The following is a 13,709-nucleotide window of genomic DNA, read 5'->3' as shown; positions in this document are numbered from 1 at the left end:
GCTTCCTTATTGTTGTTGTGGGCGGTTGAGGGTGCCCTGTCCATGCTGACCAACCAGAGGAGTCCTGATTCGAAAGCGAGCCTATTGTGCTCACATGTGAACATTTAATCTGTGATGGAGGCTCAAATATTGCAGTTTTATTACAAAATAAAGCGCCGAATGAGTAAACACTCATCAGCGGCTATCCCTTGCAGGGCAAGGGATAGCGGTACCCACTAAGTGGTATAGACCTTATTGCAACTTGCTTTCCGTCACATTTTTTTAGCAATGAATGGGATCTTGTCCACAGTTCCTGCGGGGAGGGAGTGGTGAATGTCCGATTTAGGTTTATTTTCTCTCTCGTCCGATAACGAGCGCAAACGAGCATAACGTTTGCGTCAGCTCAAAAAACAAGAAAAAACGTTTTCGGATGCAGTAATGGGACTGAAAAAACAACAAAACGGAACATCAAACCTACTCTGGGTGGATATAAGGAATAAAAGTATGAGCATACAAAGACCCAATACCCTGCTTGGCGAGTGCATCGCCGAGTTTATCGGAACCGGCCTGCTGATATTTTTCGGCGTCGGTTGTGTGGCCGCCCTGGTGCTGGCCGGTGCCAACTTCGGACAATGGGAAATCTCCATTACCTGGGGTCTGGGTGTCGCCATCGCCATCTATGTGACCGGCGGTATTTCAGGTGCCCACCTGAACCCGGCCGTGACCCTGGCGCTGATGACCTTCTGCGGGTTCGACAAGCGTAAAGTGGTGCCCTACATCATCGCTCAGGTCGCCGGTGCCTTCAGCTTCGCCGCCCTTGTCTACTTCCTCTACGGCGGCCTGTTCACCCAGTGGGAAGTGACCCACAACGTGGTACGCGGCAGCGTCGAGAGCCTCGGCTCCGCCGGCATCTTCTCCACCTACCCGAACGCCCTGCTCTCCAACATGCAAGCCTTCGCTGTCGAGCTGGTGATCACCGCCGTCCTGATGCTGGGCATCATGGCGCTGGGTGACAACAACAACGGCGCCCCCAAAGGCTTCGCCGCCGCCCTGCTGATCGGTATCCTGATCGCCGTGATTGGTGCCTCCCTCGGCCCCTTAACCGGCTTTGCCATGAACCCTGCCCGTGATTTCGGCCCCAAGCTGTTTGCCTTCCTGGCAGGCTGGGGTGACGTGGCCATGACTGGTGGTCGTGACAACCCCTACTTCTGGGTGCCCATCCTTGGCCCCATCGTCGGTGCCCAGCTTGGTACCGCCCTGTATGTGAAAGTGTTGGCTCCCTGTGTGCCTGGCAACCGTGTTGCCGCCACCGAGCAAGCTGCCCAAACCGCCAAAGAAGAGGCCGCCGCATAAGAGCGGCCCTCCCCAACGTGTAACAACGTGGAAAATAAAAACGTGGAGAACATCATGTCTGCTGAAAAAAAATATGTCGTCGCTCTGGACCAGGGTACTACCTCCTCCCGCGCCATCGTGTTTGACCAGGATGCCAATATCGTCGGCACCTCCCAGCGCGAATTCACCCAGCACTACCCGAAAGCGGGCTGGGTAGAGCACGACCCCATGGAGATCTGGGCGACCCAGTCCTCCGTCTTCACCGAAGTACTGGCCAAGACTGGCCTGCGCAGCGAAGAGATTGCCGCCATCGGCATCACCAACCAGCGTGAAACCACAGTGGTGTGGGAAAAGGCCACCGGCAAACCCATCTACAACGCCATCGTCTGGCAGTGCCGCCGTACCGCGGCCATCTGCGAAGAGCTCAAGGCCCGTGGCCTGGAAGAGTATGTGCGCGAGAACACCGGCCTGGTGCTGGATGCCTACTTCTCCGGCACCAAGGTGAAGTGGATCCTCGACAACGTCGAAGGGGCCCGCGAGAAGGCGATGAACGGCGAACTGCTGTTCGGTACCATAGACACCTGGCTGGTGTGGAAGATGACCAACGGCGAAGTGCACGTCACTGACCCGACCAACGCCTCCCGTACCATGCTCTACAACATCCGCGACCTGAAGTGGGACGAGAAGATGCTGGACGAGCTGGGCATTCCCTTGTCCATGCTGCCAGAGGTCAAGCCCTCTTCCGAAGTGTATGGCTACACCACCCGTGGCGGCGGCTCCCGCATCCCCATCGCCGGTATTGCCGGTGACCAGCAGTCTGCCCTGTTCGGCCAGCTCTGCTTCGAAAAAGGGATGGCCAAGAACACCTACGGTACCGGCTGCTTCTTGCTGATGAACACGGGCACAGAGCCGGTTCGCTCCAGCAACGGCCTGCTGACCACCGTCGCCATCGGCCCGAAAGGGGAAGTGAACTACGCGCTGGAAGGGGCTGTCTTTATGGGCGGCGCTACCGTGCAGTGGCTGCGTGACGAGCTGAAGCTCATCCATGATGCCCGCGATACCGACTACTTTGCCTCCAAGGTGGGTGACACCAATGGCGTCTATCTGGTGCCGGCCTTCGTCGGCCTGGGCGCCCCCTACTGGGATCCCTATGCTCGCGGCACCATGGTCGGCCTGACCCGTGGCGCCAACCGCAACCACATCATCCGTGCCGCGCTGGAATCCATCGCCTACCAGAGCCGTGATGTGCTGGATGCCATGCAGCAGGACTCCGGCATCAAGCTGGCGGCCCTCAAGGTAGACGGCGGCGCGGTTGCCAACGACTTCCTGATGCAGTTCCAGTCCGACATGATGCACACCCCTGTGGTGCGTCCGACCCGTATCGAGACCACCGCCATGGGCGCCGCCTTCCTGGCCGGTCTGGCCGTCGGCTTCTGGAAGAGCTCTGACGAGCTGGAAGACAAGTTCAGCGTGGATCGTGAATTCATCCCGCAGATGAGCCACGAAGAGCGCAACAAGCTCTATCACGGCTGGCAGAAAGCGGTTGAGCGTTCACGCCGCTGGGCCGAAGAGGATTAATCGAGCAACCGACATCTTTCCGAGATGAAAATACAAAGAGGCCGACAGCGATGTCGGCCTCTTCTTTGAGCTCTTTATCCACTCCGGCCATTGGCAACGTATATCTGCCGGCCAGTCAAATCCCTTCCCTTGTCACGGCTGGGTGCCAGCGACGTCTTCCCCCTGCAAAGGGGAAGCCGGGAGGGGTCGGCCCTTCCCACTCCCCCCTCACAGGGTATGGCTGCCGATCTGCTCCTTGATAAAGTCGAGCCAGACCCGCAACCGGATATCCCGCTGGGCATCGGAGTAGAAGACCGCATTGACGGGACGCGAGGCACCGCTGTTGCTGCGAGCCAGCACCTCCACCAGGGCCCCGCTTGCACGATCCGGCCCTGTCATGAAGTCCGACAGACAGACGATCCCCTGCCCCGCCAGCGCCAGCTGACGCAGGGTCTCGCCGCTGCTGGCCCGCAGAGTCGGGGTAATGGCGAAGCGATCCCCCTGCTCGGCACTGAGCTGCGGCCAGTGGTTGAGGTGATCGGGATGCAAAAAGCCCAGCAGTTCGTGGCCCGCCAGCAGATCCGCCGGTTGGCGCGGTGTGCCACGTTCGTTCAAATACGCAGGGGATGCCAGCAGCCGCAGCCGCGAACGCCCCAGCGGCAAGGCACGCAGGGAAGAATCCGTCAGCTCGCCGATCCGGATGGCCATGTCCACCCGCCGCTCCATCAGATTGATGAAACCCTCCGAGCTGTGCAGTTGCAGCTCGATGGCGGGATAGCGGCGGCGAAACTCGCCTATGATGGGCACCAGTCGATGCAGGATAAAGGGGGTGGCCGCATCGACCCGCAATATTCCCTCCGGCTGCTCCTTGCGCATCAACAGATGCCCCTCCGCCTCGCTCATCTCGGTCAGGATATTTACCGCCCGCTGATAGAACCAGCTCCCCTCCTCGGTCAGGCTGACTCGGCGGGTGGTGCGGTTGAGCAGCAGGGTGGCGAGTTTTTCCTCCAGCCGCTTGATGCCGCGGCTCACCACGGAGTTGTCCATGCCCAGGTTCTCCGCCGCCTGGCGAAAACTGCCCGCCTCCACCACGGCCACAAACAGGGTCAGTTCATCAGAATGGGTCTTCATTGCTGTTATCCGGACAAGAGTATTGGGCCTTTATAGGTGTAATCGCTCAGGATTGGCAAGGGCACTCTGACAGCGGATCTTGTTTTTTAAAGAGAAACACCCAGAGATAAGCACTATCCCTCCGCCGACTTAATCAGTAGAATGCCGCCAAAAAAGCACCGTATGGAGCCACTCCAGCATGAGACAAATCAATGACATTTGAAGAGCGGCTGACCATCGCCCATCAGACTTTGGCTGACAAAGGCATCAAGGAATGCAACTACAACCCGTGGATTTTCAAACTGCCGCGTAAAATTGGCTGTACCCTCAAGCCCCCTTATTACGCGGGCTGGCTGGTCAATTTCCTCTGTGCCGGCCTTAATCTGGCGCCGATCTATGGTCTGACGATGTGGATTTTCGTCTGGTACCCGGAGGGAAGGGATCCCGTTTCTGCCTTGTACAGCACAGCGCTATCCGCCGTCATATTTGGCCTCTTGACCTTAATCAGGCTCTGGCTGGCACGCAGACAGCTTGGTTTGACCACCTGGGAGCAGCTGGAATGCCAACCAATCAGTGAAGGCGCGGCAGGAGAAGGCTGACCCCCCCTCTTCGGATTTGAGCCAAGTGCAACCCACGCGCTGAAAAGCAAATTTCACAGACACGGACTCTCAACCTTGCCCTATTTCGTTAAATTTTTTATCAGCTTTTCAATTCACTGCCTCATTCAGACCGCCATTGTCCTGTTGGTACTCGCCTACCGACTTTTCCGCCACCACAATGGCAACTGGCACAGCTATCAACGCAGCAGGGATCCTCTCCCTCTCTTCGCTTCCATTTTCCTTGGTATGGTGATCGCAAGAAGGCTTCATCCAGCCATCTTGGCCGCCCTGTAGTGATTGGCAACGGGTCGGGCTATGTCCATCACTGATCAGAATAGGGATTCATTGCTGCAATCCCGACAGGAGTAAGGATCTTAATCGTCGCAGCAGATCTGGATTGGCAAGTGTGCCGTGACGCCAGAGCTTACAGTGCGCAGACAAATAACGTGACAGAGAGCTCACATCGCGTTGATGGTTTGCCAGTAGAATGCAGCCAAAACGGCATCGTATGAAACCAGCGCGTAACAAGGACGAACACCATGACATTTGAAAAGCGGCTGACCGCAGCCCATCAGGAGCTGGCCAGCAAAGGGGTATGGCATGCCAACTACAATCCGCCACTGTGCAGATTGCTGCGCAGGCTGGGTTGCCCAGTCAAACCGCCTCACTATCAGGGCTGGCTAAGCAATACGCTCTGGTTTGGCGTGAGCGCCGGGCTGATCTGGGGCTTGTTTATGTGGTTTTTCAGCTGGCAACCCATGGGGATGGATCCGCTATTTGCACTGCGCCAAACAGCCCTGTTTGCCGGATTATTCGGTATTTTGATGGCAAGTTGGCTCTGGCTTAGGTGCAAGCAGCTGAAATTGATCCCTTGGGAACGACTGGAAAGCCATGGTGAAGAATTCAAATAGCCTACTCCCACCATCGCTCATTTCCCCCAGACAAAACAGCAGGAAGCTCGAATGCATACCATCGCCATTGTTCTTTTTGACGATTTTACCGACATCGATTTTTTCTTGATAAAAGACATTCTTGGCAGAACCAGGCACGACTGGGTGGTGAAAGTACTGGGCACCAAGCCAAGCCACCATTCCGTACTGGGTAACACTGTCACCACCGATGACCATCTTATGGCAGCTAATGATGCCGACGCCGTCATTTTCTGTAGTGGACAACAAGGTATTCCGGCCGTGCTGGCCGACCCGCAATTTATGTCCTCTTTCAAACTGGATCCTGCAAAACAGTTGATTGGTTCGATCTGCGCAGGCTCCTTTATTTTGGCGAAACTGGGTCTGCTCGATGGCAAGCAAGCCACGACACATCCGGATGCCAAGCCTGCCCTGCTCACCCTGGGGGTAGATGTGCAAGATAAACCACTGGTGGTTGAGGGCAATATCGCCACCGCAGGAGGTTGTCTATCATCGATCTATCTGACCGGCTGGTTAGCCGAAAGACTCTGCAATACCGCCAAACGTCGCGAGATTCACCGGCAACTCCTGCCAGCTGGACAAGCGGATATCTATGAAGAACTGATCCAGTCATCAATTGCTGCAGCCTGTCGCAGCTAACTCGTAATATTGTGCAGCGACACCAACGGAGATAACCCATATGAAAACCCATGAAAAACTGAACTATGAATCGCCCCGGGTTTTCTAGACACTCTGTTGTTGAACATTGAACTGCTTTTCAAACTCTACCGGCGACAGCCCATCATTGGAACCATGGCGCCTGATTGGGTTGTAAAACATCTCGATATAATCAAATACGTCGCTGCGTGCTTCGTCTCTTGTCGGGTAAATCCTGCGCTTGATCCGCTCCCGTTTGAGTAACTGAAAGAAGCTCTCGGCGACAGCGTTGTCGTGACAGTTGCCACGTCGGCTCATACTGCAACTCAGGTTGTGAGCCTTCAGAAAGTCCTGCCATTCACCACCGGTAAACTGGCTGCCCTGATCCGAATGCACCAGTACCGCCTGCTTGGGCTTGCGCCGCCAGACGGCCATCAATAACGCATCAACCGCCAAGTCTGCCGTCATACGTGGCCTCATCGCCCAACCGATGATCTGGCGAGAGAACAGGTCGAGCACCACCGCCAGATACAGCCACCCTTCTTGAGTGCGGATGCAGGTAATGTCAGTCACCCAGGAGATGTTGGGGGCTGGCACCTTAAACTGACGTGCCAGCGTGTTTGGGGCCGCCTGTGGGCTCTTGCCTCCATAATGCCCCTTACGGCGTTGATAGCCCGTTTGTGAACGCAGCCCCTCCTGCTTCATTAATTTGGCCACACGGTGCTTGCCGCAGGCTTCCCCCAAGTCACGAAGATCGCGATGGATCTTGCGATAACCGTAGACAGCACCACTTTCCAGCCAGGATTGCTTGACCAATCCGGTCAGTCGTTCGTCCTCCTGCTGCCGTGGCGACGCGGGCTGTTTCAACCACGCATAGAAGCCACTTCGGTGAACCCCCAGGGTCTGGCACAGGGTAACGACACAGTACCGGTCGAGTCGGGAGGTTATGAACGCGTACCTTTCCTTGACTCGCTGGCAAAGTACGCGGCGGCCTCCTTTAAAATGTTGCGCTCCTCGGTGACTTGGCGCAGTTCGGCTTTCAGACGGCGTATCTCGGCTTGCAAGGCAGACTCTTCGTGCTGCTGGTCAGCGGGCTTACCGTACTGCTTGAGCCAGGCATACAGACTGTGGCTGGATACCCCGAGGGCTCGTGCAACATCAGCCACAGGCCGCCCGCGCTCGGTGACTTGTTTAACCGCTTCGATTTTGAATGTTTCTGGATAACGCTGACGGGTCATAACACCTCCAATAGTTGCCTCATTTTAAGGCTCTGAGGTGTCTAGGGAACTGGGGGCGATTCACTATGTGGAGTTTGCGGCCAGTGATCTCGCGGCCACCAAAGCCTTCTTTCAAGCCGTATTTGGCTGGCAGTTTGTCGATTACGGTCCCGACTACTGCGCCTTTGCCGATGAGGGGCTGGATGGTGGTTTCTATAAAGCGGATCTGTGCAGCCACACGGCTCAGGGGGGGGCCCTGCTGGTGTTCTACAGCACCGATATAGAGGCAACCCAGGCCAAGGTGAGCCAGCATGGCGGCACCCTCAACCGCCCGCTGTTTGACTTCCCCGGTGGCCGCCGCTTCCACTTTGTCGAACCCAGCGGCAACGAGTTTGCGGTCTGGTCCGAACCGGCCAATGCCTGATGGCAAGGGGGCGCGCCAACCGTCCCCTTCTCTATTTCCCCCTTATTAACCCTTCACCCATATCGGCCTCTGGCGCAGCGTCTGCTCTTTCATTGCTGCTCTTTTCTCAATAGTGTTTTGCGACTGTTGCCCTATTCCCCTCCCCTTGCGGCAGGCATACTGACCTTCGTTTTAGCAAGGAGGTTCAGATGTCATCACCCGTGATTGTGATTGCCCAACTTGAAGCCAAACCCGAATTTTCCGCCCAGTTTCGGACCGCCCTTGAGCCGCTGATTGCAGCCACCCTGCAAGAGGCGGGCTGCCAGCGCTACCAGCTGCATCAGGATAGGGACAATCCCCATGGCTGGATGCTGCACGAAGAGTGGGAGAGCGAAGCCGCGCTCAAGGCCCACCAGCAGCAATCTCACTTCCTCGACTTTATCGCCACGGCCGAGCCCTGGTTTGCCAGCAGCAATATTCGCAATTACCGCCGACTGCCGGCCTGAATACCCCGAGACTCGTTGACGATGGCGCTGCCAACTTGCACCGCCGCCACGGCCTTTGCACCAAACCAACGCCTTTGCTCTGGGCAAGGGCCAAACACCCCATTTGAGGAAATTGATGATGAAAATGCCTGCCATGGGTCTGGGAACCTTTCGCCTGAAAGGTGAGCCACTGCTTGCGACCCTGAACACCGGCCTGGCGCTCGGCTATCGCCATATCGATACCGCCCAGATTTACGACAACGAAAGCGAAGTGGGCGAGGTGCTGGCGACGACCTCGGTGCCCCGCTCGGATATCTACCTCACCACCAAGGTGTGGACCAGCGAGTTTGCCGAAGGCAAGCTGATCCCTAGCCTGAAAACCAGCCTTGAAAAGCTGGGCACCGACTATCTGGATCTGGCGCTCATTCACTGGCCCTCCCCCAACGACGAGGTGCCGATGGCGGTCTATCTGGAGCAGCTGGCCGAAGCCAAATCCCTGGGCCTGACCCGGGGGATTGGGGTCTCCAACTTCACGGTTACCCAGCTTAAAGAAGCCATCGCCATTCTGGGTCCCGGCGCCATCGCTCACCAGCAGGTAGAGATCCACCCCTTGCTGCAAAACCGCAAGGTGGTGGAATTCTGCCAGGAGCAGGGCATCGCCATCACCGCCTATATGCCGCTGGCTTACGGCAAGGTGCTGAGTGAGCCGATCTTGATGGAGATAGGCAAGTACCACAAGGTGTCGGCAGCCCAGGTGTCGTTGGCATGGCTACTGGCCCAGGGCATGACGGTGATCCCGAGCTCCACCAAGCGGGAGCATCAAGCCGCCAATCTGGCCGCCCTCGAGGTTTCCCTGAGCAGTGAAGAGATGGCCCAGATCGCCACCCTGGAGCGGGGTGAACGCTGCGCCGACCCCGACTTTGCGCCGGCCTGGGACTAAACTCGGCCCTCACGAACTTTCCCTGCTCAAGGGAGAGTAAAGGCCCCCTTGGAAGGCGTGAGAATCATAGGGACTCCCCCATGACGACAGCGCCAGAAAGCACCAAAACGGGAGGCACAATGCCTCCCGTTTTTTGTTACCCCTCTTCCAATCCTGACCCCGGCTAGCCACCAGCCATGCCCACCCCCAGCTTTCCTCTCCGCCTTTCCCCTCTTTTCTCAAGACTTCTTTTCTCAAACCCTCTTTATCTCGCCTTCACGCTCCCGGCCTGCCGTCATCCTTGGTCGAACGGGGCACAGCAGAGTCGCCTATTGATGCTGATTTGGCAAAAGTAATTTGACGTTACCGTCATTTTTGCCACCAAAGCGACTCGGCATACTGGCCACCTTCTCCCGTCGGGAGTCCCTATCCAAGGAGTTTGTATGCCACTGGCATTATTTGCCCTCACCCTGAGTGCCTTTGCGATCGGTACCACCGAATTCGTGATCGTGGGGCTTATTCCCACCATTGCAGAACAACTCAATGTCTCGCTCCCCTCGGCGGGCCTGCTGGTCAGCATCTATGCAATGGGGGTGGCCATAGGCGCGCCGCTGCTGACTGCGTTCGCTGGCAAGTTGCCGCGCAAGTGGCTGCTGGTGGGCTTGATGGCGCTCTTTACCGCCGGCAACCTGCTGGCCTGGCAGGCACCGGGTTACGAGAGCCTGATCGTCGCTCGGGTGCTGACCGGTCTGGCCCACGGGGTCTTCTTCTCGGTGGGCAGCACCATAGCCACCGGCCTGGTAGCCAAAGAGAAGGCGGCGAGCGCCATCGCCATCATGTTCAGCGGCCTGACAGTGGCGCTGGTGACTGGTGTGCCACTCGGCACCTGGATTGGTCAGGTGTTTGGCTGGCGTGAAACCTTTCTGGTGGTGAGCCTGCTGGGGCTGATCGCCATGGTAGGCAGCCTGCTGCTGATCCCGAGTAACCTGCCCAAGGGGGCGGCCTCGACCATCCGCGAACAGCTCGCCGTGTTGACCAAGAAACCGCTGCTGCTGGTGTATGCCAAGACAGCCCTGGGTTACGGCGGCGCCTTCACCGCCTTTACGTTCCTCGCTCCCATCTTGCAGCAGGTGAGCGGCTTTGGTGCCGGTGCCGTGAGCCTGATCCTGATCCTGCTGGTGTACGGTGTCTCTGTAGCCTTTGGCAATATCTGGGGTGGCAAGCTGGCAGACCGACTGGGCCCCCTGCCCGCCCTGAAACTGCTGTTCGGTGGTCTGGCGCTGGTGTTGCTCACTCTCACCTTCACTGCGCCACACCCTGTGCTGGCGGTGCTGACCGTGCTGGTGTGGGGCGCCTTTGCCTTTGGCAACGTGCCAGGCTTGCAGGTGCTGGTGGTGCAACAGGCCGAGCGCCATACCCCCAATGCGGTGGATGTCGCCTCCGGCCTCAACATCGCCGCCTTCAACGTCGGCATAGCACTGGGATCCGTGGTGGGTGGCCTGGTGGTGGAACACCTGGGCCTGATGCACACACCCTGGATTGGCGCCCTTATCGTGCTGCTGGCCTATGGGCTGACCCATGTCAGCGAGCGCCGCGAAGCCAGACTGGCGCTGGCACTCTAAACCCTTGTGCAGACAAAAGGCCGACACTGGGTGTCGGCCTTTTCCATATCCAAAAAAGCTATAGCGGACTCAAGACTCCTTGAGATCCTCGTCAGCGGCCCAGCGGGCCTCCAGCCAGAGCAGGTTGACCAAGCCGCACAGCAGGGCAAACCCCAGCCCCAATATCCAGGTAAAATACCACATAGTCGAGATGTCCCTTTAGTTGAGTTAGTAGAGGCTATGGCCGTGCTGGCGCACCTGCTGGGTGCTCACCTTGCCCCGCACCACCCGGTAGACCCAGAGGGTGTAGCCGATATTGATGGGCATCAGCACGGCGACTATCCCCAGCATGATGAAGAGGGTGCGCTCGCTGGAGGTGCCATCCCACAGGGTCAGACTGCTCGACGGATCCAGCGACGAGGGCAGTACGAAGGGGAACAGGGCGATGGCGATGGTCAGCATCATGGTGGCGCAGGCACCGCCGCTGGCAAGGATGGCCAGCCGCGCCCGGCCAAAACTGCTTGCCAGCGTGCTCACCATTGGCAGCAAGAGGCCGAGGACCGGCACACTCCAGAGCCAGGGGTGCGACAGGAAGTTGGTGAACCAACCCGCCGGCGCCAGCCCCACCTGCTTCATCAGCGGCGTGAGGGCACCATTGAGATCACCTATCTCATTGATCTGGTAACCCGCCATCTGGCTGAGCCAGACGCCGCCGAGGGCAAACAGGCCACTGGCAAGGGGGCCGAGCCAGAGGCTCTGACGGGCGCAGCGCTCGGCGATGATCCCTTGCGTCTTGCACTGCAAGAAGCTGGCACCGTGCAGCATCAGCAGGGCCAGTGCCGTGCCCATGCAGGTCAACAACAAGGGCCAGTGAAACTCAAAGGCACCGTAGTGGATGCGCAGGGCAGCGTCGAAGCGAAACGGCAAGCCTTGCAGCAGAAAACCGAGCGTCGCACCAAACACCAGGGTCGGCAGCAGGGCTCCCGTCACCAGGGCTCTGTCCCACCAGCGTCGCCAGCGGGGTGAGGCCAGCTTGCTGCGATAGTCAAAGCCGACCGGGCGCAGAAAAAGCCCAAACAGCAGGAACATGAAGGGCACGTAGAGCGCCGAGAAGGCGGCGGCATAGACCAGGGGCCAGGCGGCAAACAGGGCGCCTGCACCGGCAATCAGCCACACCTGATTGCCCTCCCACACAGGGCCCACACTGTTGAGCAGCACCCGCCGCTCATCGTCTGTTTTGCCGACCAGGGGCAACAGCAGGCCAACCCCCAAGTCAAAGCCATCCATCACCACGAAGCCGATGAGCATGAAGAGCACCAGCCCCCACCAGACCAATTTCAGGGTTTCGTAATCCATCAGGCAGGACTCCCGTTTTGCAACACTTCACCTTGATAACGACCCGTCTGCAGGCTGGCAGGCCCTTTGCGGATCACATGACGCAACAAGAACAGCTCTACCACCAGCAGGCTGGTGTAGATGAGACAAATGGCGATGAGACTGAACCAGAGCTGGCCCGGTTGCAGCAAGGAGACGGAGGCAGACACCGGCAGCACGTCGCTGATGGTCCAGGGCTGGCGGCCGAACTCGGCCACGAACCAGCCCGCCTCTATGGCAATCCAGGGCAGGGGTATGCTCCAGAACAGTACTTTGAGCAGGCGCGGCGACTGCACCAGTCTGCCACGACACAGTTGCAGGAAAGAGGCGGCAAACAGCACCAGCAGCACTATGCCAATCCCCACCATCAGCCTGAAGCTCCAGAACAGTGGCGCCACTTGCGGGATTGAGTCCGCCACGGCCCTGGCAATGGCCCCTTCATCTGCTTTGCCGATCTCCCTGGCATAGGGGGTGAGCAGCAGGCCGTAACCGAGATCATGACGGTGACGCTCGAAGGTGGCCTGCGCGGCTGCGTTGTTGCCATCTGCCCGCAGCGCTTCCAGCGCATCATGAGCCAGCATGCCGCTGCGGATCCGCGCCTCGTGCTGCACCTTGAGATCCTTGATGCCGGTCACCACCTCATCGAGGGAACGGGTGGCTATGATGCCCATCAGGTAGGGGATTTTGACGGCGGCATGGGTGGTCTCGGCATCCTGATCGGGCCAGCCGAACAGGGTGAAGGCGGCCGGGGCTGGCTCTGTCTCCCACTCCGCCTCGATGGCGGCGAGCTTGACCTTCTGCGCCTCCCCCGAGGTATAGCCCGACTCGTCACCCAGTATGATGACCGAGAGGATGGCGGCCAGACCAAAGCCCGAAGCGATGGCGAAGGATCGCAGGGCGAAACGTACTTCCATGCGGCGCAGCAGATACCAGCTGCTGATCCCCATCACGAACAGGGAGGCCGCCACATAACCCGCCGCCACCGTATGCACGAACTTGACCTGAGCCACAGGGTTGAACAGCACGGCGGCGATATCCACCAGCTCCATGCGCATTGTGACGGGGTTGAACTCGGCGCCCACCGGGTTTTGCATCCAGCCGTTGGCAATGAGGATCCAGAGCGCGGAGAGATTGGAGCCGAGCGCCACCAGCATGGTCACCAGCAGGTGTTGACCACGGGAGAGCTTGTCCCAGCCGAAAAAGAAGAGGCCGACCAAAGTGGATTCCAGGAAGAAGGCCATCAGCCCCTCCACCGCCAGCGGGGTACCGAAGATGTCCCCCACATACTGGGAGTAGTAAGCCCAGTTGGTGCCGAACTGGAACTCCAGGGTGATCCCCGTGGTCACTCCCATCACGAAGTTGATACCAAACAGCTTGCCCCAGAAGCGGGTAATGTCCTTGTAGATCACCTTGCCGGTCATCACGTAGGCCGACTCGGCGATCACCAGGATCCAGGACAGCCCCAGAGTGAGGGGCACAAACAGAAAATGGAACATCGCCGTCGCACCGAACTGTATTCGGGACAGGCTGACCACATCATCCAGGCTTATCATGCATGACTCTCTATG

General features: G+C 58.5%; 14 protein-coding genes. 9 read left to right on the top strand and 5 right to left on the bottom strand.

From position 1 onward, the window contains the following. Nucleotides 1-483: 483 nt before the first annotated feature. Together GWQ29_RS09205 and glpK are read left to right on the top strand one after the other, a co-directional pair. Nucleotides 484-1,332 (top strand): MIP/aquaporin family protein, encoded by an 849-nt coding sequence (locus GWQ29_RS09205; protein ID WP_021138521.1) that lies wholly within the window; start codon nucleotides 484-486, stop codon nucleotides 1,330-1,332. 54 nt (nucleotides 1,333-1,386) lie between these two features. Then, nucleotides 1,387-2,889, top strand: coding sequence for a glycerol kinase GlpK (gene glpK / locus GWQ29_RS09200; protein WP_005310059.1), 1,503 nt, complete (start codon nucleotides 1,387-1,389; stop codon nucleotides 2,887-2,889). 207 nt (nucleotides 2,890-3,096) lie between these two features. Here glpK and GWQ29_RS09195 read toward each other — a convergent pair whose 3' ends face one another. Continuing rightward, nucleotides 3,097-3,999: a LysR substrate-binding domain-containing protein gene (locus tag GWQ29_RS09195; RefSeq protein WP_275919273.1), complete on the bottom strand. Its 903-nt coding sequence runs from the start codon at nucleotides 3,997-3,999 to the stop codon at nucleotides 3,097-3,099. A gap of 191 nt (nucleotides 4,000-4,190) precedes the next feature. Here GWQ29_RS09195 and GWQ29_RS09190 point away from each other — a divergent pair, with 191 nt between their 5' ends. From GWQ29_RS09190 to GWQ29_RS09180, 3 genes are all read left to right on the top strand, one after another. After that, entirely contained in the window at nucleotides 4,191-4,577 is a 387-nt protein-coding gene (locus GWQ29_RS09190; protein ID WP_275919272.1) for a DUF6404 family protein, read from the top strand. Between the two features lie 539 nt (nucleotides 4,578-5,116). Further along, a complete protein-coding gene (locus GWQ29_RS09185) occupies nucleotides 5,117-5,488 on the top strand; it encodes a DUF6404 family protein (protein ID WP_265448538.1) in 372 nt (123 codons plus the stop codon). A gap of 51 nt (nucleotides 5,489-5,539) precedes the next feature. Continuing rightward, nucleotides 5,540-6,145: a DJ-1/PfpI family protein gene (locus GWQ29_RS09180; protein WP_005310045.1), complete on the top strand. Its 606-nt coding sequence runs from the start codon at nucleotides 5,540-5,542 to the stop codon at nucleotides 6,143-6,145. 84 nt (nucleotides 6,146-6,229) lie between these two features. Here GWQ29_RS09180 and GWQ29_RS09175 read toward each other — a convergent pair. Further along, a protein-coding gene (locus tag GWQ29_RS09175; protein WP_275919271.1) for an IS3 family transposase occupies nucleotides 6,230-7,380 on the bottom strand; the annotation gives its coding sequence in 2 pieces (ribosomal slippage) (nucleotides 6,230-7,152 and nucleotides 7,152-7,380; 1,152 coding nt in all). A 37-nt stretch (nucleotides 7,381-7,417) separates the two neighbouring features. On the opposite strand from GWQ29_RS09175, the gene GWQ29_RS09170 reads away from it, so the two are divergent. The 4 genes from GWQ29_RS09170 to GWQ29_RS09155 all read left to right on the top strand — a co-directional run bounded on the left by GWQ29_RS09170 (nucleotide 7,418) and on the right by GWQ29_RS09155 (nucleotide 10,788). Then, nucleotides 7,418-7,783, top strand: a complete 366-nt coding sequence (locus tag GWQ29_RS09170) for a VOC family protein (RefSeq protein ID WP_275919270.1) — start codon at nucleotides 7,418-7,420, stop codon at nucleotides 7,781-7,783. Nucleotides 7,784-7,971: 188 nt separating this feature from the next. Beyond that, a complete protein-coding gene (locus GWQ29_RS09165; protein ID WP_275919269.1) occupies nucleotides 7,972-8,268 on the top strand; it encodes a putative quinol monooxygenase in 297 nt (98 codons plus the stop codon). Between the two features lie 115 nt (nucleotides 8,269-8,383). After that, nucleotides 8,384-9,187, top strand: a complete 804-nt coding sequence (gene dkgB, locus GWQ29_RS09160; protein ID WP_275919268.1) for a 2,5-didehydrogluconate reductase DkgB — start codon at nucleotides 8,384-8,386, stop codon at nucleotides 9,185-9,187. A 422-nt stretch (nucleotides 9,188-9,609) separates the two neighbouring features. Continuing rightward, nucleotides 9,610-10,788: an MFS transporter gene (locus GWQ29_RS09155; RefSeq protein WP_275919267.1), complete on the top strand. Its 1,179-nt coding sequence runs from the start codon at nucleotides 9,610-9,612 to the stop codon at nucleotides 10,786-10,788. Nucleotides 10,789-10,857: 69 nt separating this feature from the next. On the opposite strand, the gene cydX is transcribed toward GWQ29_RS09155, so the two are convergent. From cydX to GWQ29_RS09140, 3 genes are read right to left on the bottom strand one after another with little or no spacing between them, the layout of a single operon-like run. Then, nucleotides 10,858-10,971, bottom strand: coding sequence for a cytochrome bd-I oxidase subunit CydX (gene cydX / locus GWQ29_RS09150; RefSeq protein WP_005310033.1), 114 nt, complete (start codon nucleotides 10,969-10,971; stop codon nucleotides 10,858-10,860). Between the two features lie 24 nt (nucleotides 10,972-10,995). Further along, nucleotides 10,996-12,123 carry a cytochrome d ubiquinol oxidase subunit II gene (cydB, locus tag GWQ29_RS09145; RefSeq protein WP_265421595.1) on the bottom strand — a complete coding sequence of 376 codons (1,128 nt, stop codon included), beginning with the start codon at nucleotides 12,121-12,123 and terminating at the stop codon, nucleotides 10,996-10,998. Beyond that, the gene (locus GWQ29_RS09140) at nucleotides 12,123-13,694 is read right to left on the bottom strand and encodes a cytochrome ubiquinol oxidase subunit I (RefSeq protein WP_275919266.1); all 1,572 of its coding nucleotides are present in this window, start codon (nucleotides 13,692-13,694) and stop codon (nucleotides 12,123-12,125) included. The genes cydB and GWQ29_RS09140 overlap by 1 nt, the downstream gene beginning before the upstream one ends. Between the last annotated feature and the right edge of the window lie 15 nt (nucleotides 13,695-13,709).

Origin of the sequence: Aeromonas sp. 2HA2, from assembly GCF_029237345.1 — a bacterium.
GTDB lineage: Bacteria > Pseudomonadota > Gammaproteobacteria > Enterobacterales > Aeromonadaceae > Aeromonas > Aeromonas salmonicida.
The sequence above is the reverse complement of the archived record's forward strand: the minus strand, read 5'-3'. Positions and strand labels throughout refer to the sequence as shown.